The organism is Maricaulis sp., from assembly GCF_015665295.1.
Taxonomy (GTDB): Bacteria; Pseudomonadota; Alphaproteobacteria; order Caulobacterales; family Maricaulaceae; genus Maricaulis.
In genome coordinates this window covers 129,073-151,260 of record NZ_JADFAJ010000012.1, presented here as the reverse complement: position 1 = coordinate 151,260, position 22,188 = coordinate 129,073, and the positions used below count along the sequence as shown (strand labels likewise).

Annotated in this window: 24 protein-coding genes and 1 tRNA gene; 14 read left to right on the top strand and 11 right to left on the bottom strand. The window is 65.9% G+C overall.

Annotated elements, in window-relative coordinates; genetic code table 11:
* Positions 1 to 118 precede the first annotated feature (118 nt).
* The gene (hemF, locus tag QZZ02_RS06480; protein WP_291843154.1) at positions 119 to 1,018 is read left to right on the top strand and encodes an oxygen-dependent coproporphyrinogen oxidase; all 900 of its coding nucleotides are present in this window, start codon (positions 119 to 121) and stop codon (positions 1,016 to 1,018) included.
* Positions 1,019 to 1,187: 169 nt separating this feature from the next.
* Here hemF and QZZ02_RS06475 read toward each other — a convergent pair whose 3' ends face one another.
* Both QZZ02_RS06475 and QZZ02_RS06470 read right to left on the bottom strand, forming a co-directional pair.
* Positions 1,188 to 1,712 carry a hypothetical protein gene (locus QZZ02_RS06475; protein WP_291843153.1) on the bottom strand — a complete coding sequence of 175 codons (525 nt, stop codon included), beginning with the start codon at positions 1,710 to 1,712 and terminating at the stop codon, positions 1,188 to 1,190.
* A gap of 11 nt (positions 1,713 to 1,723) precedes the next feature.
* Positions 1,724 to 2,491 (bottom strand): hypothetical protein, encoded by a 768-nt coding sequence (locus tag QZZ02_RS06470; RefSeq protein WP_291843152.1) that lies wholly within the window; start codon positions 2,489 to 2,491, stop codon positions 1,724 to 1,726.
* Between the two features lie 174 nt (positions 2,492 to 2,665).
* Here QZZ02_RS06470 and QZZ02_RS06465 point away from each other — a divergent pair, with 174 nt between their 5' ends.
* Complete coding sequence (locus tag QZZ02_RS06465; protein ID WP_291843151.1) at positions 2,666 to 3,454, top strand: AraC family transcriptional regulator; 789 nt, start codon at positions 2,666 to 2,668, stop codon at positions 3,452 to 3,454.
* A 57-nt stretch (positions 3,455 to 3,511) separates the two neighbouring features.
* Positions 3,512 to 4,222, top strand: a complete 711-nt coding sequence (locus QZZ02_RS06460) for a type II CAAX endopeptidase family protein (protein WP_291843150.1) — start codon at positions 3,512 to 3,514, stop codon at positions 4,220 to 4,222.
* Positions 4,223 to 4,250: 28 nt separating this feature from the next.
* Here QZZ02_RS06460 and QZZ02_RS06455 read toward each other — a convergent pair whose 3' ends face one another.
* The 5 genes from QZZ02_RS06455 to QZZ02_RS06435 form a co-directional block, all read right to left on the bottom strand.
* The gene (locus QZZ02_RS06455; RefSeq protein ID WP_291843149.1) at positions 4,251 to 4,463 is read right to left on the bottom strand and encodes a hypothetical protein; all 213 of its coding nucleotides are present in this window, start codon (positions 4,461 to 4,463) and stop codon (positions 4,251 to 4,253) included.
* A 140-nt stretch (positions 4,464 to 4,603) separates the two neighbouring features.
* Complete coding sequence (locus tag QZZ02_RS06450; RefSeq protein ID WP_291843148.1) at positions 4,604 to 5,845, bottom strand: CCA tRNA nucleotidyltransferase; 1,242 nt, start codon at positions 5,843 to 5,845, stop codon at positions 4,604 to 4,606.
* Positions 5,842 to 6,177: a DUF6111 family protein gene (locus QZZ02_RS06445; protein WP_291843147.1), complete on the bottom strand. Its 336-nt coding sequence runs from the start codon at positions 6,175 to 6,177 to the stop codon at positions 5,842 to 5,844. The genes QZZ02_RS06450 and QZZ02_RS06445 overlap by 4 nt, the downstream gene beginning before the upstream one ends.
* A gap of 3 nt (positions 6,178 to 6,180) precedes the next feature.
* The gene (locus QZZ02_RS06440) at positions 6,181 to 6,822 is read right to left on the bottom strand and encodes a CoA pyrophosphatase (protein ID WP_291843146.1); all 642 of its coding nucleotides are present in this window, start codon (positions 6,820 to 6,822) and stop codon (positions 6,181 to 6,183) included.
* Between the two features lie 4 nt (positions 6,823 to 6,826).
* A complete protein-coding gene (locus tag QZZ02_RS06435) occupies positions 6,827 to 7,357 on the bottom strand; it encodes a DUF1285 domain-containing protein (RefSeq protein ID WP_366511511.1) in 531 nt (176 codons plus the stop codon).
* Between the two features lie 111 nt (positions 7,358 to 7,468).
* Between QZZ02_RS06435 and QZZ02_RS06430 the strand changes: the two genes are divergently transcribed.
* The 7 genes from QZZ02_RS06430 (at position 7,469) to QZZ02_RS06400 (ending at position 15,871) form a co-directional block, all read left to right on the top strand.
* Positions 7,469 to 8,467: a MoxR family ATPase gene (locus QZZ02_RS06430; RefSeq protein WP_291843145.1), complete on the top strand. Its 999-nt coding sequence runs from the start codon at positions 7,469 to 7,471 to the stop codon at positions 8,465 to 8,467.
* Between the two features lie 2 nt (positions 8,468 to 8,469).
* On the top strand, positions 8,470 to 9,366 hold the full coding sequence (locus QZZ02_RS06425) for a DUF58 domain-containing protein (protein WP_291843144.1): 897 nt from the start codon (positions 8,470 to 8,472) through the stop codon (positions 9,364 to 9,366).
* Complete coding sequence (locus QZZ02_RS06420) at positions 9,359 to 12,115, top strand: DUF4159 domain-containing protein (RefSeq protein ID WP_291843143.1); 2,757 nt, start codon at positions 9,359 to 9,361, stop codon at positions 12,113 to 12,115. The genes QZZ02_RS06425 and QZZ02_RS06420 overlap by 8 nt, the downstream gene beginning before the upstream one ends.
* Positions 12,112 to 14,190, top strand: a complete 2,079-nt coding sequence (locus tag QZZ02_RS06415) for a hypothetical protein (protein WP_291843142.1) — start codon at positions 12,112 to 12,114, stop codon at positions 14,188 to 14,190. Before QZZ02_RS06420 ends, QZZ02_RS06415 begins: the two co-directional genes overlap by 4 nt.
* Positions 14,191 to 14,312: 122 nt before the next feature.
* Positions 14,313 to 14,528, top strand: a complete 216-nt coding sequence (locus QZZ02_RS06410) for a hypothetical protein (protein ID WP_291843141.1) — start codon at positions 14,313 to 14,315, stop codon at positions 14,526 to 14,528.
* A gap of 124 nt (positions 14,529 to 14,652) precedes the next feature.
* Entirely contained in the window at positions 14,653 to 15,156 is a 504-nt protein-coding gene (locus QZZ02_RS06405) for a hypothetical protein (RefSeq protein ID WP_291843140.1), read from the top strand.
* A gap of 160 nt (positions 15,157 to 15,316) precedes the next feature.
* Entirely contained in the window at positions 15,317 to 15,871 is a 555-nt protein-coding gene (locus QZZ02_RS06400; RefSeq protein ID WP_291843139.1) for a hypothetical protein, read from the top strand.
* A 21-nt stretch (positions 15,872 to 15,892) separates the two neighbouring features.
* Here the strand turns inward: QZZ02_RS06400 and queE are convergent, their stop codons facing one another.
* Complete coding sequence (queE, locus tag QZZ02_RS06395) at positions 15,893 to 16,522, bottom strand: 7-carboxy-7-deazaguanine synthase (RefSeq protein WP_291843137.1); 630 nt, start codon at positions 16,520 to 16,522, stop codon at positions 15,893 to 15,895.
* Positions 16,519 to 17,250 carry a 7-cyano-7-deazaguanine synthase QueC gene (gene queC, locus QZZ02_RS06390; RefSeq protein WP_291843136.1) on the bottom strand — a complete coding sequence of 244 codons (732 nt, stop codon included), beginning with the start codon at positions 17,248 to 17,250 and terminating at the stop codon, positions 16,519 to 16,521. Before queC ends, queE begins: the two co-directional genes overlap by 4 nt.
* Positions 17,251 to 17,285: 35 nt before the next feature.
* Here queC and cutA point away from each other — a divergent pair, with 35 nt between their 5' ends.
* The 4 genes from cutA (at position 17,286) to QZZ02_RS06370 (ending at position 21,610) form a co-directional block, all read left to right on the top strand.
* The gene (cutA, locus tag QZZ02_RS06385) at positions 17,286 to 17,630 is read left to right on the top strand and encodes a divalent-cation tolerance protein CutA (protein WP_291843135.1); all 345 of its coding nucleotides are present in this window, start codon (positions 17,286 to 17,288) and stop codon (positions 17,628 to 17,630) included.
* A gap of 195 nt (positions 17,631 to 17,825) precedes the next feature.
* Entirely contained in the window at positions 17,826 to 19,460 is a 1,635-nt protein-coding gene (locus QZZ02_RS06380) for an ATP-binding protein (protein ID WP_291843133.1), read from the top strand.
* 139 nt (positions 19,461 to 19,599) lie between these two features.
* Positions 19,600 to 20,652: an AraC family transcriptional regulator gene (locus tag QZZ02_RS06375; protein ID WP_291843132.1), complete on the top strand. Its 1,053-nt coding sequence runs from the start codon at positions 19,600 to 19,602 to the stop codon at positions 20,650 to 20,652.
* Positions 20,653 to 20,767: 115 nt separating this feature from the next.
* Positions 20,768 to 21,610, top strand: coding sequence for a sterol desaturase family protein (locus QZZ02_RS06370; protein ID WP_291843131.1), 843 nt, complete (start codon positions 20,768 to 20,770; stop codon positions 21,608 to 21,610).
* A 65-nt stretch (positions 21,611 to 21,675) separates the two neighbouring features.
* Here the strand turns inward: QZZ02_RS06370 and QZZ02_RS06365 are convergent, their stop codons facing one another.
* Complete coding sequence (locus QZZ02_RS06365) at positions 21,676 to 21,930, bottom strand: hypothetical protein (protein ID WP_291843130.1); 255 nt, start codon at positions 21,928 to 21,930, stop codon at positions 21,676 to 21,678.
* A 124-nt stretch (positions 21,931 to 22,054) separates the two neighbouring features.
* Positions 22,055 to 22,131: transfer RNA gene (locus QZZ02_RS06360), tRNA-Met, on the bottom strand.
* Between the last annotated feature and the right edge of the window lie 57 nt (positions 22,132 to 22,188).

The window sequence follows — 22,188 nt, the reverse complement described above, 5'->3', positions numbered from 1 at the left end:
CGCACCCAAGCGGGAGACAGGTACAATTAACGCGCCACGTTAATTGTATCTGTCCCCCTCCGCCCCGACGTACACCCGCGCGCTTGCCCTCATCCGCCAAGGCGCTAAACATCGCGGCATGACCAACACACCCTCCCCCGCCGCCGCAGCCTCCGACATCCAGCGCGAATCGACCAAGGCCTGGTTCGAGGAATTGCGGGACCGGATCTGCGCCGAATTCGAAGCGCTTGAGCGCGAGGCGCCGGACGCCCTCTATCCGGCTGCGCCCGGCACATTCGAGCGCGAGGAGTGGCGCCGCGGTGACGGGTCGAAAGACGAGGGCGGCGGCACGATGGCGATCATGCGCGGCCGCCTGTTCGAGAAGGTCGGTGTGCATGTCTCGGCCGTGAAGGGTGAGTTCTCCGAACAATTCCGCAAGCAGATCCCCGGCGCCGCCGAGGATCCGCGCTTTTACGCCACCGGCATCTCGCTGATCGCCCACATGTGGTCACCCAAGGTTCCGGCCGTGCACATGAATACCCGCTTCATCACCACCACCGAGTGGTGGTTCGGCGGCGGCATGGACCTGACCCCGGTGCTCGACCGCGCCCGCACCCAGGACCATCCCGACGCGATCGACTTCCACGCCGCCTGTCAGGCCGCCTGCGACAAGCATGGCGATGACTTCCACACCCGTTTCAAGAAATGGTGTGACGAGTATTTCTACCTGCCCCACCGCGACGAGCCGCGCGGCATTGGCGGGATTTTCTATGACCGCCACAATAGCGGCGACTGGGACGCCGATTTCGCCTTCACCCGCGATGTCGGCCTCGCCTTTCTCGACATCTATCCGCAGATCGTCCGCCGCCGCATGGGCGAGAGCTGGACGGCAGAGGACCGCGAGGAACAGCTGATCCGCCGCGGCCGCTATGCCGAATTCAACCTGCTGCACGACCGCGGCACCAAGTTCGGCCTCGAGACCGGCGGCAATGTGAAGTCGATCCTCTCCTCCATGCCGCCGGAAGCGAAGTGGCCGTAGGCGAATCCTGCCTCACGCTGGACGGTGTTCCGGCGGACCTCGCCAGCTTGACCTTCCGCCGCCGAGGCCGGGGCCGCACAGCCGACGCTGATCAACACATTCCTCGCCGAAGACCTGCCGGCGCCAAGGTTCGTCGCGGAATCGCCCGAACCGGCACGGCTCATGGCGTCTACGGGCCGGCCTGCACGGTGCAGGCGCCACCGCCTCTAATCTCAGTCTGGGTGACAACATGCCTCACATCCACCCACTCGATGGTCTCCACATTCCTGCGAAAGTATGCGAGCGCGCCCGAGCGCAGATCGATCGACGTCCGCTCTGTCCAGGCCGGCGGTGGATAGCGCATCTGCGGCAAGCCCATGCTGACCTCGGCGCCCCCCAAGGGAAGCTCAAAGTCGCTCGACACTCTGCCCGGCTCGAAATCGCATCGCGGCGAAATGGAATCGAACAATGCCGCGCACAACGATTCCCACCGGGCGTTTTCCGGACTGTAGCGCTCGAAGCCGGACGCGCTGACCCGGAACCGGATCTGCTGCGTGCCCGGCTGCGCCACCTCGCGGGTCTCGTCGCGGAGCACGTAGGCTGTCGTCTCCATGGTGCAGTCGAGGACCGTCCAGCCGTCCTGCGCCATCGCTGAATCGGAGAGGGCGAGCCCGGTCGCGCCGGCAGCTAGACCGGCAATAATGATCGATTTCATGTCCATCTTCCTCATTCCTGCGCGCCAAAACCGGCCGGATCCCGGCCGGTCACGCATTCCCGGTCCGCACGCCAGCTGTGGGCGGCGCCATTCTTATCATAGGCGAAATCCTGCACGGTATAGCGGCCGGTTTCGCGGTAGATGGAGCGATCGAAATAGAGCTCGCCCCCGCCCGCATTCGTGCCGGCACGGGTGCAACGCACCTCGCTGTCCGACACGGTCTCGTTGACACAGGAATAGCCGTCGCCCTCGACGCAGTCATGAATCCAGGCGTTCGTCGCCGGATCAAGCCGTTCGGCACGCTCGGCGTTGAAACGGAAGCTCGTCACAGTGGTGACGGTGCCTTCCGTGCCGTCGGGGCGGCGCTCGGTGACGTCGGCGGTGCACTCGAGATAGGTCCAGCCCGACTGCGCGATGGCAGCACCGGAGAAAGCCGGGATCTCGATATGCCGCGTCCGGACAGGTTCCGGCGGTCGCAGCCTGCCCACACCGTCATTGGCCGCCAGGTAAACGCGCTGCGTCGGCAGGACTGCGGGCATGGCCGGGCGCGGGACCACGGGCTGGGGCGTTGGCTGGGCGGTCGGCTGGGCCGGCAGCTGAACCGGTGCATCGCCGACCGGTCGGTCCGGTTCTTGGGCCTCGGCGGCCGGGGGCTGGCTGGTGCGGATGACATTCTGGGCAGCAAGACCCGGTGTCACCGAGCCCGCAATCGCCGCAAGGACGATCCCGCTCGCGATTTGCCGCCACAGCGTGATCCGGACCGCTGCCGTCACCCGCATCGCCTTCCCCTTCACTCACTTGCTTCCCGTACTCGTCCGGGCCGTGTCCGGACTATCGAACCACCCCCACCAGCTGGCAAACGAAATTGTGCTCCGAAAGATCGCCGGCGCTGCTCGCGCATCCAATTGCGGTCTGGCCTGCATCTTTCAAGCCTGGCCGAACCTGGAAACCGCATGCCCCCGACGACTAGCCCGCTCCCCATTCAGCGCTTCAGTGCCGATCTGGTGGATACCGCCTTTTCGCCGCATCGCCATGACACCTACACGTTTGCGCTGACCACGCGCGGGGTGCAGGCGTTTGACTATCGTGGCGCCACGCGGATGTCCCGGCCGGGTGCGGTGGTGGTGTTGCATCCTGACGAACTGCATGACGGACGTCCCGGCACAGAAGGCGGCTTTGGCTATGCGGGTCTCACCGTTCTGCCGGAAGTGCTGGCCCGCCATCGCCCGGGCCGCGGCCTGCCCTTTCTGGCGAGGGGCGTGTCACAGGACCGGAACCTCATCCAGGCTGTTCGCCGCGCCTTCGGGCTGGCGGCCGACGCCTCGGAGCTGGACCGTGAGAATACGCTGATCGACCTCGCCCAGGCGCTGGACACGGTGTGCGATGCGCCGGCTCCGGTCACGCCGGTGACCGAAGCCATCATTGATACGGCCAGCCGGATGATCCGCGATCGCGTGGAGAACGGGATCTCGCTGGCCGAGCTGGAAGCCGCAACCGGCCAGGACCGCTGGCAGCTTTGCCGGGATTTTCGGGCCCTGCGCGGCACCAGCCCGGCCCGCTACCTCACCCAGCGCCGTCTGGACGTGGTCCGCGACGGCCTCATCCGCCGCCAGCCACTGGCCGAGCTGGCGAGCGCCGCCGGCTTTGCCGACCAGGCGCATATGAGCCGGCATTTCAAGGCGGCGCACGGGATTTCGCCCGCCCGCTATGCCCGCACAATCGTTCAAGACCGGGCTGCCTGACGGCTTCACCCTGTCCTCGACTGACCGCGCTCGCGGTTCATTTGTGAGGACATCTGCATGACCGATACACCGCTCCGGCGCGCGCCCGGCCTGATCATCGAGCTTGCCATTGTGATGGCGGTTCTGGTGGTCACCAAACTCGTTTTCGACCAGATTGCCTGGCGCTTTGCCGGCCCGATTTCGCTGGCCTTCACCCTCGCGACCATCGCCGGTTTCACGATCCGTCACCGGGAAAGCTGGTCGAGCTTCGGCCTGCGCCGGCTGACGCGCTGGTGGTCCATACCGCTCATCCTGCCCCAGGCCTTGCTCGGCGTCGCCGCCATTCTCGCCATCGGCGCCGGCACCGCCCTCGCCGGCGACGCGCTGGGCTTCTGGTCGACCGAAGGCACCCAGGACGGGGTGGAGGCCCGGTGGGGCAATATCGAGGGCAATCTGCCGGTCTATCTGATGTGGATGGCGATCGGCTGGACCAGCGCCGCCTTCGGCGAGGAGATCTTCTTTCGCGGCTATCTGATCGACCGGATCGGCAAGCTGCTGCCCGATGCCCGCTGGGCGAGCCTTGTCGCCATTCTCGTCCCGGCGCTTATCTTCGGCATCGCCCACGCCTATTACCAGGGCATTCGCGGCCTGATCGTCACCGGCCTGATCGGCCTGGCCCTCGGCACGCTCTATCTCGTCAACAAGCGCAATCTCTGGCCCAATATCATCGCCCACGGCGTGGTCGACAGCCTCGCCTTCACGGCCATGTATCTCAACCTGGATATCTGACGGCGACCGGCTGGCGGGGTCGATCCGGCTAGGACGGATCGCCCGAGCCGGACTGGCGGAGCGCCTCAAAGCGCTCCATCGCCGCTTCCACCTCGTGGCCCGACTGATCGGCCAGCGCGATTGTCACCCGGCACTGCGGGCATTCGAAAGACTGGCCCAGCAGCATGGCCTGCACGTCGATGGTGATCCCGGTACCGCATTCCGGACAGGGAATCGTTGGTGTTCCACGGGCGTTGGTCATGAGCGGCACCTTCGAATTGCGATCAAGTCCGGCAAGCCAAGCACGCGCCGCCATCACATGCACGCAACCAGTCCCAAACGGCCACGAAAAAGCCCCGTCCTTGCGACCGGGGCTTTTCAAATTCATTCGGAAAGTGACGCCTAGTGCTTTTTCAGCCGGGCGATCAGCTCGTCCCTGGTCGGCTCGAAGCGATCGGCGATCCAGAGCGCCTTGAGTTCGTCCAGCGCGTCACCGAGCATCGGGCCGGGCTCATAGCCCAAGAGGATGAGATCGCCACCCTTGACCGGAAACTCCGGCTCTTTCCATTCGCGGGCGAACTGCGCCAGCAGAGTCCAGTCGCGCGGCGGCGGAGCCACTTCGCCAGCGGCCTCGAGCCGGACCTGGTCCTCAAAGGCGCGGGCGCCGAGAGTCATGATGGCACGTTCCGCGGCGGCGCTGTCTGACCAGGCCTTGCGGACATCGTCGCGGGCTGCGGGATTGACCGCGCCCTCGAGCCGGCGAGCTTCTGCGTTCGACATTTTCAACTTGGCTGCCATGGTCCTGATCCTTTCCGGTCCGCCATCGGCGAGCGCCACAAATCGAAGCAACGAATCGGGCGCTAATCCGTATTCTACATCTTGTGCAATGATACCGCTCAGGACTCTTAATGATCCGTTCACTCCGAGCATCAAATCCAGCAGGCCGAAATCCCGCATCACCTCGATGACCGCCCGCGGATCAGGCGCGGACAGGAGTTTCTTGAGCTCGGCCCAGACCCGTTCGGCGGATAATTTATGCAGGCCGCCACGCAGTTTTTCGACGGCAGCCAGGGCTGCCGGATCAATCCGGCCCCGCCCGTACCAGGCTTCGAAGCGGAACAGACGCAGGATACGAAGATAGTCTTCCCGGATGCGGGTCTCGGCATCGCCCACGAAAACGAAACGCCGTTCGGCGAGGTCATCAAGGCCACCGGTCGGGTCGTAAATCACGCCATCGGCATCGGCGTAAAGTGCATTGAGGCGGAAATCGCGACGTTGCGCGTCCTCGGCCCAGTCCTGGGTGAAGGCAACCACGGCGCGGCGCCCATCGGTCGCCACATCGCGGCGCAGGCTCGTCACCTCGAACACGTCGCCATCGGCAATCACCGTGATCGTGCCGTGCGCCTTGCCGGTCGGTACCGGTTTGAGGCCCGCGGCCCTGGCGGCAGCGATCACCGCGTCCGGGTCGAGCCGGGTGGCGATGTCGATATCCGCGACCGGCTTTCCCATGAGGGCATTGCGGACGCAGCCACCGACAAAACGCGCGCAGCCCGGCCGGGCTGCCTCAAGAGCCGCCATCACCTTCAACGTGGCCGGTGCGGTCATCCAGCCATGATCCGCTGGATCAAGCCGGATCGCAGTCATTGCGGTTCGTCGGTCTCGCCGTCATCGGCGGCCTCGTCCGCGCCCTCATCGCCAGTCTCGTTTTCATCAATCGGCACGAAATGCCCGGGAATGATGCGGCCATCGATATTCTGCGGCGGCACATAGCGCTCACCGGGCCGTCCGGCCTGGCTGGCATCGAGGAAGACCAGGACCAGCATCATCACGATGGCCGTCGCGGCGCCGGCAGCCGCCAGGCGGAGCGTCGGCAGGCGGCCTGCATCGGGTGCGCGGCTCGACAGCCTCTGCCAGATCATGAACAGGGCAAAGGGCAACAGGAAGGAAGCGATTTCGATGAGTGTGATGCGAACCATGTTCTATCCATATAGTCGATCGTGCAGGGATTTCAGCATGCCTGCTGTCGCCCCCCAGATGTAGCGACCTTCCCACGGCATCGCATAGAAATGCCGGACATGACCCTGCCATTCGCGGGAATGACGCTGATGATTGGCCGGGTCCATCAGGAAATCAAATGGGGTCTCGAAAACGTCGGCAACTTCACCAGGATCAGGCATGATCGCGTAGCCCGGCTTGATCACGCCGACAAACGGCGTGACGTGATAGCCTGTCACCGTCGCATAGCTGTCAAAGCGGCCGATCAGCTCGACATGGCTCGCGGCGATCCCGACTTCTTCCTCCAATTCGCGCACGGCCGCCTCGGCAGCGGTCTCGCCGCCGGCATCAATGCGCCCGCCGGGGAAGGATATCTGTCCGGCATGGCGTGGCAGGTGAGAGGCACGCTCGGTCAAGAGCAGGCGCGGCGGACCATCATGAAGAATCAGCGGTGCGATCACGGCGGCATCGCGAATCTCGACATCGGCAAAGGCCGCCGGCACGCCGGCCGGACCGCCATTGAGATCGGCATCGCCCAGACACGGCTGCGTTGTCGGCCCTTCGACCGGATCCAGCCGGTCGCGCAAGCGATCCAGCAGCGCGTCGATGCCGCCCTTGCCCGTCACGCGGTCATGCTCCCAGGGCGAAAAATTCGCCCCCGCTCCAAACGCCGGTCGCACCGTCATGCTCGACGGCCAGTCCGGCAAGCTCATAGAAGACAGGGCGCGTCATCAGGGCTTGCAGCTGACCACGCACATGGACCAGGGGCGTGGGCTCGCCGGTTTGCGGATCCAGGCTGACCGAAATCGGATGATCGGCCCTGGCCTCGACCAACTCGTCCATGTTGGTGTGAAAAACCAGCGACTGCTCCCGGCCCTCGCCAACCGCATCGACTCGCACGGCCAGGAAGGGTGCGACCTCCACCTTGATGGCGATTTTCTCAACCGGCGTCACAAGATAATGAACGCCGTCGTCATCTTTCCGCAAGATTGTCGCAAACAGCCGTATCAGAGGTTCCCGGGTGATGCGCGCCCCTTCATGCCACCATGATCCGTCACGTCTGATGACGAGGTCCATCTCCCCGCAATACGCGGGATGCCAGCGCTCGACCGGCGGCAGGCCGGTTCCGGCCTCGCGGGCTGCCTTCAGCAGCGACTGCATTGGATCACGGCGTTGCGAGGTCGAGGGCATGGACACCTTATCTGCGCAACGCCATGCTGCGTCGCGCCAACTGGCCTATATATGGTCTGTATCGGAGAGGAATGTAGGACGATGACCGAGATGAATGAACCCGGTGCAGAGCTGATCGCTGAAGCTGATGCCGCGACGGATCGCCTCAAGGCGGTCAAGGAGTCCATTGGCCGCGTGATCTACGGGCTGGAAAACGAGATCGAGCTCTGCCTCACGGCGATGCTGTCCGGCGGTCACACCCTGCTCGTCGGTGCACCCGGCCTGGCCAAGACCCGTCTGGTGGAGACCATCGCGGTGGCGACCGGTCTCGACACCAAACGCATCCAGTTCACGCCGGATTTGATGCCGGCCGATATTCTCGGCTCGGAAATGCTTGAGGAGGGCGATGACGGCAAACGTCATTTCCGCTTCCTGCCCGGCCCGATCTTCTGTCGCCTGCTGATGGCCGACGAGATCAACCGGGCCAGCCCGCGCACCCAGGCCGCGCTCCTGCAGGCCATGCAGGAAGGCCATGTCACCGTCGCCGGCGAGCGGCACGACCTGCCCAGGCCCTTCCACGTGCTGGCAACCCAGAACCCGATCGAGCAGGAAGGGACCTATCCGCTGCCCGAAGCCCAGCTCGACCGCTTCCTGCTGCGCGTCGATGTGCCTTACCCGTCCCGCGACGCTGAACGCGCCGTCCTGCTCGCCACGACCGGCGCGGTGACTGCTGAATCGGTCTCGGTCCTGGACGCCGAGGAAATCCTCAAGCTCCAGGCCCTCGTGCGCCGCCTGCCGGTGGGCGAGCGCGTGCTGGAATCCATTCTCGACCTGTTGCGCCTCGCCCGCCCGGAAGACTCCGACCTGCCGGAAGTCCGCGAAGGCGTTTCCTGGGGTCCCGGTCCGCGCGCCGGCCAGGCCCTGATGCTGGCTTGCCGCGCCCGCGCGCTTCTCCAGGGGCGTCTCGCTCCGTCGACGGAAGACGTCGCCGCCCTCGCGGAGCCGGTCCTGAAACACCGCATGGCGCTGTCCTTCGCGGCCCGCGCCGACGGACACACGCTGGAAGGCCTGATCAAGACGCTCGCCGACCGGGCCGCCTGATCATGAGCCAGAGTGGCAATCGCCAGGACGAGACACGCGTTGTCTCGCTGCGCCATGAAGGCGAGGACGCGGCGGCCAGCCTGCCGTCCCTGCTCGCCGAGGCCGATCGCATTGCCGCGACGGTCGCCCAGGGCGTGCATGGCCGTCGCCGCTCCGGCATTGGCGAGACCTTCTGGCAGTATCGTCACCACCGTCCCGAGGATGGCCGCCAGGCGATCGACTGGCGCCAGTCGGCACGCTCGGATCAGCTCTTCGTGCGCCAGAATGAGTGGGAAGCGGCCAATACGATCTGGCTGTGGCGCGATGGTTCCGCCTCGATGCGCTACAGTTCGAGCCGCAATCACAGCGCCAAGATCGACCGCGCCGCGGTCTGCCAGATCGCCATCGCAGCCCTGCTGACCCAGGGCGGCGAGCGGGTCAGCGTGCTCGGCGAATCGGCCATTGCGCGCACCGGTGCCCTGGGTCTTGAGCGCGCCTCGCGCCGGCTGGCGCTGGGTCCCGGCGACGCCTCGGCTGTGGAAGCCCCCAACATCTCGCGCTTCGGTCGCGTGGTGCTGGCCAGCGATTTCCTCGATCCGATCGAAACCTGGACGGCCCGCCTGTCACGCTTTGCGGCCATGGAGGCGCATGGCATCCTGCTGCGCGTCGTCGACCCGGCGGAGGAGGATTTTCCCTATGCCGGGCGGACCCGTTTCGAACACCCTGGCGGCGGGACCAGCCTGCTCTTCGGCCGCGCCGAGGAAGCCCGTACCGCCTATCGCGAGCGCTGGGCCGAGCATGGCGAACGCCTGGCCGGACTGGCCCGCCAATATGGCTGGACCCTGGTGACCCATCGTACCGACCGTCCGGCGACCAGCGCCGTTCTGGCCCTTTTCCGCGCCCTTGCGAGGGATGTCTGACCTGATGTTTGCCCTTGGCCCTCTTTCTTTCGGCGCCCCTCTGGCGCTGGCCGGACTTGTTGCCCTGCCACTCTTGTGGCTGCTGCTGCGCGCAACCCCGCCGGCCCCCAAGCGGGCGATTTTCCCGCCGCTGCGCCTTCTGCTCGGCGCACCGGATGATGCCGAGACTCCGCAACATGCGCCCTGGTGGCTGATCCTGTTCCGCCTCCTGATCGCGGCCCTGGTCATCATCGCCCTGGCGCGTCCGGTCTGGACCCCGCCCAGCGTCGAGGAAGAAACCCGCCCCGCCCTGATCGTGGTGGATACCGGCTGGGCCAGTGCCGCCGCCTGGAACGACATGCGCCAGGAGGCCGAGCGCCTGATCGACGAAGCTGAACGCGACGGCCGTGCCGTGGCCCTCGTCACGACCGCCCCGACCGGGCAGGCGGCGCCGGCCCTGCGCCTGGCCAATGCCGACGAGGCCCGCCGCCAGCTTGAGAACGCCGAGCCGCAAGCCTGGCCGGCCGATCGCGGCGCCACCGCCGATCGCATCACCGCGGCCCGCAATAATGGTACGCTGGACGGCGCCATGGCCGTGACCTGGCTGAGTGACGGCGTCGACAGTCGCGACGCGGCCCAGTTGTCGCGCACGCTTGACGCGCTGGGCGACCTCACGGTGATCGAGCCGGATGCGGGTCGCGCACCGCTGGCTCTGGCGGCGCCCGAACCGGCCGCCGATGGTCTGACCGTCTCCGTTCTGCGTGCGACCCGCGACTTCCCGCGCACGGTCGCCGTGACCGCGCTTGGCAGCGATGGCCGGGCCATCGCCCGCCGCGATGTCACCTTCGAGGCGGGAGACGGCAGCGCATCCGCCGATATCGCCCTGCCGCTGGACCTGCGCAACCGGATCGCCAGCCTGCGCCTGGACGGCACGGCGTCGGCCGCCTCTGTCCGCCTGCTCGGCGACCAGTGGCAGCGTCCGCGTGTCGGCCTGATCACGCTGGAAAGCGATGAGGGCCAGCCGCTCCTGTCCGACCTGCACTATGTGCGCAGCGCCCTGGGGCCGCATGCGCAGCTGATCGATGGCGATCTCGACGCCCTGCTGGCCGAGGACATCTCGGTGCTGGTGATGACGGACAGCGCCCGCTCCGACGATCAGCGCATCGTCGACTTCGTCAATGAGGGTGGCGTGTTGATCCGGTTCGCCGGGCCGCGCCTGGCGGCACAGGGCGACGATCTCCTGCCTGTCATCCTGCGCGAGGGCGGCCGCCTGTTCGGCGGATCCCTGAACTGGGACGAACCGCAACGCATCGCGGCCTTCCCCGACACCTCGCCCTTTGCCGGCCTGCCGGCTGACAGCACCGCCACCATCGACCGCCAGGTTCTCGCCCAGCCGGGCAGCGCCACGCCGGATCGCGTCTGGGCGCGACTGGAAGACGGCACGCCGCTTGTCACCGCCGAGCGCCGCGCCCGCGGCTGGATCGTGCTCTTTCACGTGACCGCCAGCCCGGACTGGTCCGACCTGCCTCTGTCGGGCCTCTTCCCGCGCATGCTGCAGCGCCTGATGGGACTCGCCCAGGGCGGCACCGCCTCGGTACCCGGCAATGGCGCCTGGATTCTCGACCGGGCGCTTGATGCCAGTGGCCAGCTGGTCGCCGCACCGGTCACCGCCCGCCCCGTGCCAGCGGCCAGCTTCGACACCACACCGGTCTCGCCGGTGGCGCCGCCCGGCCTCTATCGGCTCGGATCGGCGGCCAGCGCCCTCAACATCATCGGACCGGACACCCGCATGGACCCCCTGCCCCGCGACCTTCCCGGCGCCAGTTTTGCCGGCCTCGACGGCCCGCGCGCCCGCCATTTCGATGCCTTCCTGCTGGCCACCGCCCTCATCATGCTGACCCTCGATGTGCTGATCGCGCTCGGCCTGGCCGGACGCCTGCCGGTGCGGCTTGGCGGGGCGACCGCCGCCGCCCTGCTCGCGCTCGGCCTGGCGCCGCTGGCCGCACCGTCCGCCGAGGCGCAGGACACACCGACCGCCCCGCAACGGCTTGAGCTGAGCGATGAGATGATGCAGGCCGCGCTGACCCTGCGCTTTGGTTATGTCACCACCGGTGACACGACGATCGACAACCGCAGCCGAACCGGCCTGACCGGGTTGTCGCAGGAGATTTTCCGGCGCAGTGCCATGGAGCCGGAAGCACCGCTCGCCGTGAATGTGAACACCGACGAGCTGATCTTCTTTCCCCTCCTCTACTGGCCTGTCACCCGCGACGCAGGGCCGCTGAGCGATGAAGCCTCGCGCCGGGTCGCGGCCTATCTGTCGGCCGGCGGTCTGATCGTGTTCGACACCCAGGACGCCGACATCGCCATGCTGCGTGCCGGCGCGCCGCATCCCGGCCTGGTCAATGTGCTCGACAGTATCGACGTACCGGCCCTGTCACAGATCCCGAGCGACCATGTGCTGACACGGGCCTTCTACCTGTTGCAGGATTTCCCCGGCCGCTATTCCGGATCGCCGGTCTGGGTCGAGGCCAATCCCGATGGCGCATCGCGTGACGGCACCTCCGGCGTGATCATCGGCTCGCACGACTGGGCCACAGCCTGGTCACGCGGCGAGAATGGCGGCGCCGCTGCGCCGATTGACGGCGGCGACCGCCAACGCGAGATGGCAATCCGGTTCGGCGTCAATATCGCGATGTATGCCCTGACCGGAAACTACAAGGCAGATCAGGTCCACGTGCCCGACATCCTGGAAAGGCTCGGACAATGAGTGCGCCTCTCGCTGCGACCGTGTCGGCGCTCGACTTTGCACCCCTCCTGCCCTGGCCCGTCATTGGCGGTCTGGCCGGCCTCGCCCTGCTGGCGATTGCTGCCGGCGGGCTGCAAAAACTGTCCGGCTGGTTCTGGCGCACGCTCGGCGTCGCCCTGATCGCGCTGGTTCTCGCCAATCCCTCGCTGGTCGAGGAAGAGCGCGACCCCTTGCCCGATATCGCCGTGCTGGTCACCGACACGTCTTCCTCGATGACGGTGGGCGGGCGCCGCGAGGCGGCCGGGGAAATGGCGGCCGCCCTGCGCCGCGAGGCCGAGGCGGACCCGCTGCTCGACCTGATCGAGGTCGAGGCCGGTGAAACTGCCGACGGCACCATGCTGTTTGACGGCCTGAACGCCGCCCTTGCCAGCGCACCGCCCGACCGGCTGGCCGGCATCGTCCTGGTCAGCGACGGCCAGGTGCATGACGCGCCGCCGGACGCGAACGCGCTCAATGTCGATGCCCCGATCCACCATGTCCTGACCGGCGACCGAAATGCCGGGGACCGCCGCCTCATGATCGAGGAAGCGCCGCGCTACGGCATTGTCGGCCAGACAGTCTCCTTCGTGATCCGCGTCGAGGACGACGCCATGCAGGGCACGGCGAATGTCGCCTTCCGCTTCGAGGGAGGTGACCCGCAAGTCCATGCGATTCCGATCGGTCGCTCGACCCGCGTCGAGGTTCCCGTCGAGCGCCGCGGCCAGAATGTCATCGAGGCCGAAGTCGAGGCCGGTCGCCAGGAATTGTCGCTGATCAACAACCGCGCTGCCGTTTCGGTGTCCGGTGTGCGTGACCGCCTGCGTGTACTGCTGGTCACGGGAGAGCCCCACAATGGCGCCCGGGCCTGGCGCGACCTGTTGAAATCCGACCCGTCGGTCGACCTTGTCCATTTCACAATCCTGCGGCCGCCGGATCGCCGCGACTCGACCCCGGTCGACGAGCTGGCCCTGATCGGCTTCCCGGTGCAGGAGCTCTTCGTCGAGCGCCTCAGCGAGTTCGATCTGGTGATCTTCGACCGCTATCGCCGTCGCAACATCATGCCGCCGCTCTATTTCGACTATATCGCCCGTTATGTGGAGAATGGTGGCGCGCTCCTGGTCACGGCCGGCCCGCCCTTTGCCGGACCGCCGAGCCTCTATCGCACGCCGCTGGCGGCTGTGCTGCCGGTGCGTCCGACGGGCTATATCACCGACGCGCCGTTCACGCCGGAGCCGACCGATACCGGACTGCGTCATCCGGTGACTGCCGGGCTGGCCGGTGGCGGTGAAACACCGCAATGGGGTCGTTGGCTGCGTCACATTCACGGCACGGCGCTGGGCGGGGAGACCTTGCTCGAGACACCCGATGGTGATCCGCTCCTGGTGGTCCAGCGCGCCGGAGACGGTCGTGCCGCCATCGTGATGTCGGATCAGACCTGGCTGTGGTCGCGCGGCTTTGAAGGTGGTGGCCCCTATGCGGAAATGTTCCGCCGGGTCGCCCACTGGCTGATGCGCGAACCCGAGCTCGACGAGGAACGCCTGACTGCCTTTGCCACGGATGGCGAGCTGCAGGTCGACCGGGTCACGCTGTCCGACACGCCGCCGCCACTGCAGCTGACCTGGCCTGATGGCCGCCAGGACGTCGTTACCATGACCGGATCCGAGGGCGAGCCCGGCCATTTTGCCGCGCGCGTCCCCGCCTCGGGCTCGGGCCTCGTGCGACTGCGGTCTGGCGACCTGACGACCGTTGCCGCCCTCGGTCCGATCAATCCGCTGGAATATGCCGACATGCGTCCGTCAGCCGACATGCTCGATCCTTTCGTCGATGCGACCGGCGGCGGCCTGTTTGCCATCGGCGACGGACCAGATGCAGCCCTGCCGAACCTGCGCCGGACTCGCGCCACAGCCGACCAGTCCGGTCGTTCCTGGCTCGGCCTGAAGCGCAATGAACGCTACGTGGTGCGCGCCTCGACCCGCATCCCGCTCCTGCCAGGCCTGCTCATGGTGCTTTTGATCACCGCCATGCTGGGACTGGGCTGGTGGCGCGAGGGTCGCTGATCCTCGCGGCCAGCTGTCAGGGTGCCAGCTGTCAGGGTGCCAGCTGCCAGGGTGAAAGTCGCGTTCACCATGCGGAAAGGCCTGGTCTGGCATGACGGGGTGAACACGCACCGGAGATGACCATGCGCCGCTTCCTGACCCTGATCGCCCTTCTCGGCCTTGCGCCTGTCCTGTCCGGCTGCATCGTGATTGGCGCCGCAGCACTGGCCACCGATGTCGCCGTCGGTACGGCCGGCGCCGCCGTGCGCACGGTCGGCGCGGTCGGTGGTGCTGCGATCGATGTCGTCACCCCGGGTGATGATGACGATGATCACCACCATGACCACGATCATGACTAGCGACGGGCCTGCCCGGAAACTGACCGATACGTAATCGTGTCCGGGCGCACCTTCTCAACCACCCCCTGATACTGCTATCCTTCGGATCGAGGGACTGCTTGTAGACGTATCAAGGAGGCGCGTGATGTTGCGCACAATGACGGCCATTCTGGCGCTGGGTGCCCTGTCCACCCCGTCGCTGGCAGACCAGCCCGTTGCGATCGGCGAGATCGCTTTCGGTCCTGAACTTGTTGAACACGCAGAAGATTTTGGCGAACGCGAGATGGACCGCCTGGCTGGCTATCTGCGCGATGCGCTGGAGCGTGAACTCGCCGATCAGCTTGGTGAGGGCGGTTATGTGCTGAATGCGACAATTCTCGACGCCCAGCCCAACCGGCCGACCATGGAGCAGATGGGCGGACCGCGCGCCCTGCACCACTCCTCGATTTCGATTGGCGGCGCCGATGTCGAGGCTCAGCTGGTCTCCGCAGACGGCGAAGTCCTCGAAACCTACAGCTATGGCTGGCGCAGCTGGAACATCGAGGACGTCGTCGGTTATGGCCAGTGGACCGATGCGCGCCGGACTTTCTCGCGCTTTGCCGACCAGGTCTCCGACAGCCTCGACGAGCGGGCAGATTCCGGTTCCTGATCGGAGTTCCGACTGAAAAGAACGGACGCGCCTTCGCAGGTGCGTCCGTTTTTTATTGTGCTGCAACACGAATTTACGCGCTGCCCCCCTGCTCGGGCGCGGGCGGATGTGCTAGTCTTTCTAGACCGCAGGGGGGGACATCAACCCAGGAGAGACCGATATGCGTACTCTCGTTTGCGTGCTTGCGTTGTGTTGCCTGCCCTCGCCGCTTCTGGCCCAGGGCGGGGATGGCTTTCGGGCCGATATCCGTCACCCGGCCAACGGATCGATCGAAATCGGTCGGATCGGCTTTTCAGACCTGGTGCGAAGCAAGGCGGACAGTTTCGGTGAAGCCGAACTGGTGCGCCTGGCTGACTATCTGCGTATCGATCTGGAACGGGCCCTGATCGAAGCCAACTGGCATGGTGTGGCTGTCCACAAAACCGTACTCACCGTCACCGTTCTCGATGTCGTTCCCAATCGGCCGACCATGCAGCAGATCCAGGACCTGGACGGGGCGCACTATACCACCCACGCAAATGGCGGCGCCTCGATCAGCGCCGAGCTGCGCGACGCGGAGAATGCGTTGGTTGCGAGCTACAGCTACAGCTGGTTCAACCCGGATGAAAGCGCTGGTGAGGGCTATGGAGTCTGGACCGATACCCGGCAGGCCTTCGACCGTTTCGCCGCCGAACTGGCCACCAGCCTGGGCATCGCCCCGATGCCGCGCAGCTGAAGTCGGACGGACAGGTTCGGGCTAGGGCGCGCCGATCCATTTATGGGTCTGCAGGGAGAGCGACCATTTGGGATGCGCCAGGCAGTAGTCGAAGGCCGCCTGCGCGTTCGCCATCATCTGCGGCCCGTCCATGGGCTGCAGGGAGAAGCGCTTGAAGTCCCAGTCTTCGAACGCAGCCGGATCGAGTTCCGGCTGTGGATAGACGAGTTTGAGCTCGTGACCGGACATCTGCACAACCGGCGCCGTGCCTTTCGGGCTGACCGTGATCCAGTCGATTCCATCCGGCGCCCGCACAGTCCCGTTGGTCTCGACCGCGATCTCGAAACCGCGTTCATGCAGTGCGTCGATGAGCGGCGTATCGAGCTGGAGCAGGGGTTCGCCACCGGTGCACACGACCAGTGGCGAGCCGCCGCCCGGCCATAATTCGGCAACCGCCTCGACGAGCGCGGCTGGCGTCTTGAAGCGGCCACCGCCAGGTCCGTCCATGCCGACAAAATCCGTGTCGCAGAAATTGCAGACAGCCTTGTGGCGATCCTGCTCGCGACCGCTCCACAGATTGCAGCCGGCAAAGCGCAGGAAAACCGCCGGGCGGCCGGCTTGGGCGCCCTCGCCCTGCACAGTGAGGAAGCGTTCCTTGACGGAGTAGCTCATGCCGGTAGCGCCGCCGTCCAGGCGGCATGCCCACGCGCACGCAGCTCACAGGCCGGGCAGGTCCCGCAGCCATAGCCCCAGGCATGGCGCGCGCCGCGCTCGCCGCGATAGCAGGTGTGGCTGTCTTCCTCGATCAGCGCCGTCAGCGCCCGCCCGCCGAGCTGTTCGGCCAGGGCCCAGGTCTGCGCCTTGTCGAGATGCATGAGCGGCGTGGCGATCGACAGCGCCGTATCGAGGCCGAGGCCGAGCGCGGATTGCATCGCATCAATCGTCTCGCGGCGGCAGTCCGGATAGCCGGAATAATCCGTCTCGCACATCCCGCCGACCAGGACGCCATGCCCGCGCCGGTAGGCCAGCGCAGACGCAACGGTGAGGAAGACCAGGTTGCGGCCCGGCACGAAGGTGCTTGGCAGGCCGCTGGCCTCCATCTCGATGGCCCGGTCGGCCGTCAGCGCGCTCTCGGCGATGGCACCATAGCCGGTCAGGTCGACCACGAAGTCCTCACCCAGGCGCTGGCCCCAGTCGGGAAAGCCCGCCGCCATGCCCTCGCGGACCCGGTCACGGGCCTGCAGCTCGACGTGATGACGCTGGCCATAATCGAAGCCGACGGTCTCGACACGGTCATGGTGCTGCAGCGCCCAGGCGAGACAGGTCGCGGAATCCTGGCCACCGGAAAACAGGACCAGGGCCGAACGCTCGGCGGGAACGGGGCTGGAGGTATCGCTCATGTGGCGCTTATATACCGAAGGGGAGAATTTTGACCATGCAGGGCGTTTGTCTCATCTACACATGCTGGCCCGATGCCGACTGCGCGGGCGCTGCTGCGCGCGTTGCGGTCGATGAAGGCCTGTGTGCTTGCGCCAACCTCCTGCCCGGCATGACCAGCATCTATCGCTGGGAGGATAGAATAGAGACGGCCAGCGAGTGCGTTGCCCTGTTCAAGACCACGACCGCACGCGCCCCCGCCCTGGTCGTCCGTCTGGCCGAACTGCACCCCTATGACGAACCGGCCATTCTCGGCCTTCCGGTGGATGCAGCCGGCAGCGCGGCAAGCTTTCTCACCTGGATCGCGGCGCAAACCGGGTCCGGCCGGGGCAATCCGGCCTGACATTTCGGCCTGACATTTCGGCTTGGCGGGAAGCACGCAAGCACAGGGTGTTTCCGTGTGAATTATTTGTGAAACCTGCGGTTCCTGTGCCCGCGTTTGAATGAATGGAAACCGTTTTCATAGACAAGCAATCCGGCAATCACTGCGACGTTCAGGACCCCGAAAAGGGGTTCCCGGCAGGACGGGGAGTATTCGATGGTGGGCTTGGTTCGAGACGTTCTGGTCGATGCGCCGGCCGTCGCGCCCGATACAACCGGTGGCGAGGTTTACGAGCATTTCTCGGAAGATCCTGATTTGCTTGTGATGGCTGTGGTGACGGACGGCAGGCCGGTCGGCCTGGTTGCCCGCGATCAGTTCTTCCTGAGGATGGCCGACCGCCATGGTCGCGCCCTGTTCGAGCGCCGCCCGATTACTTTCGCCATGAACAAGTCGCCTTTGATCGTGGAGACCCGCACACCGATCAGCGAGCTGAACGCGCAAATCCTCAAGGATCGTCCGGCCGCGCTGATGGACGGCTTCATCGCTACCCGCAACGGCGAATATGCCGGTGTCGGAACGACGCTGGAACTCTTCCGCCTGATCGCGCGTGAGAATGCCGACAAGAACCATCGCCTTTCCACCCTGGCCGAACAGCTCGGCCGGGCCCGGATCGAGGCTCTGGCTGCGTCGAAGGCAAAATCCGACTTCCTGGCCACGATGAGCCACGAGATCCGCACCCCGCTCAACGGCGTGCTCGGCGTGACCCAATTGCTGCAGGCCACCGCACTCGACGAGGAGCAGCACGACTTCGTCCGGGTGATCGACGAGAGCGGCAATATCCTGCTGCGCCTGCTCAACGACATTCTCGACCTGTCCAAGATCGAAGCCGGCAAGATGGAGCTGGAGCTGCGCCCCTTCCGGCCGTCTGCCCTGGTGCATGACACGCGCACGCTCTGGCTTGGCCGGGCCCTCGAGAAGGCCATTGCCTTCGAGATCGAGGCGGATTGCGATCATGACGCGCATTTCGAAGGCGATATCGTTCGCATCAAGCAGGTCCTGTTCAACCTGATCAGCAATGCGATCAAGTTCACCGACGCCGGGCATGTCCATGTTCGCTTCCATTTCCTGCCCATCGGGCGGCGTCGACATGTCATGCGGGTGGAGATCAGGGATACCGGCTGCGGCATCCCTGACGCCGCCCAGTCGGAGCTTTTCTCGGCCTTCAAGCAGGCCGATGCGGCGACCAATCGCCTGCATGGCGGCACTGGTCTGGGACTGGCGATCTGCCGCCGCCTGGTGGAATTGATGAGCGGCTCCATCGGATTCGAGAGCACGGCCGGACAGGGTTCCAAATTCTGGTTCGACTTGCCCTTGCGGTCGGTCGAGGCCAATTCTGTGCCGGCAGCGGTCGCGCCGGGCAGACCCCTGCCCATCGCCCCGGTTCCGGAGCACAAGCACAGTATTCTCGTCGCCGAGGACAATCCGGTGAACCAGGCGGTCGCCCGCGGCTTTCTCAAGCTGCGCGGCCTCGCGGCTGATTATGTCGTCAACGGTCAGGCGGCCGTTGAAGCCGTGAAGGCTCGCCATTACGACCTCGTGCTGATGGACATGGAAATGCCGGTGATGGACGGGCTGGCCGCCTGTCGCGCCATCCGGCAGCTGGATATGCCGGCCGGTTCGGTCCCGGTAGTCGCGCTGACGGCCAATGCCATCGGCACGGCCAGGGATCGCTGCCAGGCGGCCGGCATGGATGATTTCATCACCAAGCCGATCATCCGTGCCGACCTCGATCGCGTGCTAGACATTTATCTGGACCCGGCCCGCCAGGCCGCGAGGACCAAAGCCGCGTGAGCAGCGGAAATCCATATCGATTTCGAAAATGCGGAGACAGGGACCGGCGATTGCATCATCACTCGGCATAGAGTCGGCGGGCCTGCCATTCGGGCATCGCTACCAATCCTATGTGCTCACCCGAGACCGGCCGGCGCCCATGACCACTGCAGCAATCCTTGAACTTCTGGCCCGCGGCGGTACGACCGGCCTCGCCTTGATGCTGGCCCTGTTTTTCTGGCGCGATGCCCGGCGCGCAATCGGCGCCCGTCTCGGACTGCTCTTTGCCCTCGGCGTCGCCTGCTACGCGCTGGTCTCCTCCAACGTTGTCTCCCTGGCCCTGGGTCCTGTGTCCCTGGCCCTGAACCTGCTGGCCATTCCGACGGCAGTCCTTTTCTGGTGGTTCGTCACGGCGCTGTTTGACGACCGCTTTGTCTGGCGCCAATGGCGTCTGATCCCGCTCGGGATTGTCGCCCTTGCAGCGGCCGGTCATTTCCTGCCGGGGCCAGACTCACCGCTGCCCCTGATCGCCATGCTGGCATGGCAAACCGCGAACGTGCTGATGATGGCCCATGCCGCCGTTCTGGCGATCCGCGATTGGCCAGATGATCTGATCGAGCCGCGTCGCCGCTTTCGCGTTGCCCTCGCCAGCCTGGTCCCGATACTCGGCATCACGGTTTCGGTGATGGAGATCCGCTTCGCCGGCATCGGCTTTCCCGACTGGGTGTTCCACACGCAGGGCATCACCCTGTTCGGGCTTGCCCTCCTGTTCACCGGCTGGCTCATCGCGGCACCGACCGACCTCTTCCCGCCCGACACGGCCCGCGCGCCGGGCGCCGTTCAAAGCACCAAGCTCGCACCGGAGGACCGGCCACTGGCGGCCCGGCTGGATCAGGCCATGGCCGATGGGCTGTACCGGGAGGCCGGTCTGACAGTCGGCACCCTCGCAGGGCATCTGAAAACCCGCGAGCACAGATTGCGGCGCCCGATCAACAAGGGTCTGGGCTATCGCAATTTCTCGGCCTTCCTGAACACCCACCGCTTGGCTGAGGCCAAACGCCTGCTGGCGGCGCCGGAACGTGCCCAGGACCAAATCCTGATCATCGCGCTTGAACTCGGCTATGGCTCGGTTGCGCCGTTCAACCGGGCCTTCCGGGCCGAAACCGGGACGACACCGACCCTGTATCGACGGACCGCCCTCGCAGAAGCCTGATCAGAACCGGAAAATTCGCGTCGATTTCGGCAATGTCCGAGCGCATTCGACATCGCCGCGACAGACAAGCGGCCGACAGCAAGCCTACCCCCTCATTCTTGCCATGAGGTCAGCTATGCCGTCGATACAAACTGCCATGCCGGACGTCCTGATAGAGGCCCTGGCGGCCGCGCCGGACCTCTTCCTCAGCGATCTGTTGCGTTACTTCCTGGCCGCCGGAATGGTTTACCTGCTGGTCCATATCGTATTCGCGAAAGCCCTGGCGCCACGCCGGATACAGCCGCGGCGCACCGGGCCGGGTCAGATCCGGCGGGAAATCCTGGCCTCCCTGCGGTCCATTGCCGTCTTTGCGATCGTCGGGACACTGGTTGCGCTGGAACTGCTCACCGGCGTCTCCCAGGCCTATTTCGATCCGATGGAACGCGGCCCAGTCTGGTTCATGGCGTCGCTATTCGCGCTGATCGTGGCGCATGATGCCTGGTTCTACTGGACGCACCGGCTCATGCACCGGCCACGCTGGTTCCGCCGCTTCCATCGCCTACATCACAAATCCCGGACACCGACTCCGTGGACGGCCTATGCCTTCAATACCGGTGAAGCGGTCCTGCATGCCCTCTTCCTGCCCGTCATCCTGCTCGTCCTGCCCGTGCCAGTCCTGGCCATATTCCTTTGGGGCATCCACCAGATCGTCCGCAATGCGGTCGGTCATTGCGGTGTGGAAATCTTTCCGGCCGGAAAGGACGGACGTCCGCGTTTCGACTGGATCACGACGGTTACCCATCATGATCTGCATCACGCCGAACCTGGCTGGAATTTCGGACTCTATTTCACCTGGTGGGACAGGTGGATGGGGACGGAGAACCCGGACTATCACGCCCGTTTCGCGGCAATCGTCCAGCGCCAATCTGACCCGCTGACCAAGGGTCAGCCCGCTACCCGGGTGACGAAAGAGGCGTGAAGGCGAGGCGACGGTTTCCGGGATGTACAGCCAACCGCATCCCGGAGGCCCGCCAAGCGCGTGTGTCAGAGATCCGGCTCAACATGCCGCGAGGCTTCATGCGCGGCTTCGTCGAAGCCGCGGCGGCGCGAGATGACCAGAACGGTCGACAAGGTACCGCCCAGCGCCAAGCTCACCACCGTTCCCAGCCCGAGCGCGATCCAGCCATGGGCACTCATTTCCACGCCCGCCAGCCGGATCATGCCGAACACCATGAAGGCCCCGCACATCAAAATGGCGATGCCGGCCATCACGAGGGTGAGAATGTTGGAACGGGTCATGGAGGCGTGTCCGGGCTGCTTGGCCCTCATATGGGCACCGACGGCCCCGGATACCAAGTGGGCGTCGGGTCGCAGGCGCAATTGTCGCAGCGACGGTGGCAGATGATCAGGCGATTGGGAAAAGTGGTGGCGAGGGAGAGACTTGAACTCTCGACCTCACGATTATGAGTCGTGCGCTCTAACCAGCTGAGCTACCTCGCCACACAGGCCCCTCCGCAAGGGAGAGGCACGCCGTATACGCGCAGCGCCCACGGCTGG

Excerpts from the sequence above, each read along its gene's own strand:
- hemF (WP_291843154.1), top strand. The coding sequence starts at position 119 with ATGACCAACACACCCTCCCCCGCCGCCGCAGCCTCCGACATCCAGCGC.
- QZZ02_RS06475 (WP_291843153.1), bottom strand. The coding sequence starts at position 1,712 with ATGAAATCGATCATTATTGCCGGTCTAGCTGCCGGCGCGACCGGGCTC.
- QZZ02_RS06470 (WP_291843152.1), bottom strand. The coding sequence starts at position 2,491 with ATGCGGGTGACGGCAGCGGTCCGGATCACGCTGTGGCGGCAAATCGCG.
- QZZ02_RS06465 (WP_291843151.1), top strand. The coding sequence starts at position 2,666 with ATGCCCCCGACGACTAGCCCGCTCCCCATTCAGCGCTTCAGTGCCGAT.
- QZZ02_RS06460 (WP_291843150.1), top strand. The coding sequence starts at position 3,512 with ATGACCGATACACCGCTCCGGCGCGCGCCCGGCCTGATCATCGAGCTT.
- QZZ02_RS06455 (WP_291843149.1), bottom strand. The coding sequence starts at position 4,463 with ATGACCAACGCCCGTGGAACACCAACGATTCCCTGTCCGGAATGCGGT.
- QZZ02_RS06450 (WP_291843148.1), bottom strand. The coding sequence starts at position 5,845 with ATGACTGCGATCCGGCTTGATCCAGCGGATCATGGCTGGATGACCGCA.
- QZZ02_RS06445 (WP_291843147.1), bottom strand. The coding sequence starts at position 6,177 with ATGGTTCGCATCACACTCATCGAAATCGCTTCCTTCCTGTTGCCCTTT.
- QZZ02_RS06435 (WP_366511511.1), bottom strand. The coding sequence starts at position 7,357 with ATGCAGTCGCTGCTGAAGGCAGCCCGCGAGGCCGGAACCGGCCTGCCG.
- QZZ02_RS06430 (WP_291843145.1), top strand. The coding sequence starts at position 7,469 with ATGACCGAGATGAATGAACCCGGTGCAGAGCTGATCGCTGAAGCTGAT.
- QZZ02_RS06425 (WP_291843144.1), top strand. The coding sequence starts at position 8,470 with ATGAGCCAGAGTGGCAATCGCCAGGACGAGACACGCGTTGTCTCGCTG.
- QZZ02_RS06420 (WP_291843143.1), top strand. The coding sequence starts at position 9,359 with ATGTCTGACCTGATGTTTGCCCTTGGCCCTCTTTCTTTCGGCGCCCCT.
- QZZ02_RS06415 (WP_291843142.1), top strand. The coding sequence starts at position 12,112 with ATGAGTGCGCCTCTCGCTGCGACCGTGTCGGCGCTCGACTTTGCACCC.
- QZZ02_RS06410 (WP_291843141.1), top strand. The coding sequence starts at position 14,313 with ATGCGCCGCTTCCTGACCCTGATCGCCCTTCTCGGCCTTGCGCCTGTC.
- QZZ02_RS06405 (WP_291843140.1), top strand. The coding sequence starts at position 14,653 with ATGTTGCGCACAATGACGGCCATTCTGGCGCTGGGTGCCCTGTCCACC.
- QZZ02_RS06400 (WP_291843139.1), top strand. The coding sequence starts at position 15,317 with ATGCGTACTCTCGTTTGCGTGCTTGCGTTGTGTTGCCTGCCCTCGCCG.
- queE (WP_291843137.1), bottom strand. The coding sequence starts at position 16,522 with ATGAGCTACTCCGTCAAGGAACGCTTCCTCACTGTGCAGGGCGAGGGC.
- queC (WP_291843136.1), bottom strand. The coding sequence starts at position 17,250 with ATGAGCGATACCTCCAGCCCCGTTCCCGCCGAGCGTTCGGCCCTGGTC.
- cutA (WP_291843135.1), top strand. The coding sequence starts at position 17,286 with ATGCAGGGCGTTTGTCTCATCTACACATGCTGGCCCGATGCCGACTGC.
- QZZ02_RS06380 (WP_291843133.1), top strand. The coding sequence starts at position 17,826 with ATGGTGGGCTTGGTTCGAGACGTTCTGGTCGATGCGCCGGCCGTCGCG.
- QZZ02_RS06375 (WP_291843132.1), top strand. The coding sequence starts at position 19,600 with ATGACCACTGCAGCAATCCTTGAACTTCTGGCCCGCGGCGGTACGACC.
- QZZ02_RS06370 (WP_291843131.1), top strand. The coding sequence starts at position 20,768 with ATGCCGTCGATACAAACTGCCATGCCGGACGTCCTGATAGAGGCCCTG.
- QZZ02_RS06365 (WP_291843130.1), bottom strand. The coding sequence starts at position 21,930 with ATGACCCGTTCCAACATTCTCACCCTCGTGATGGCCGGCATCGCCATT.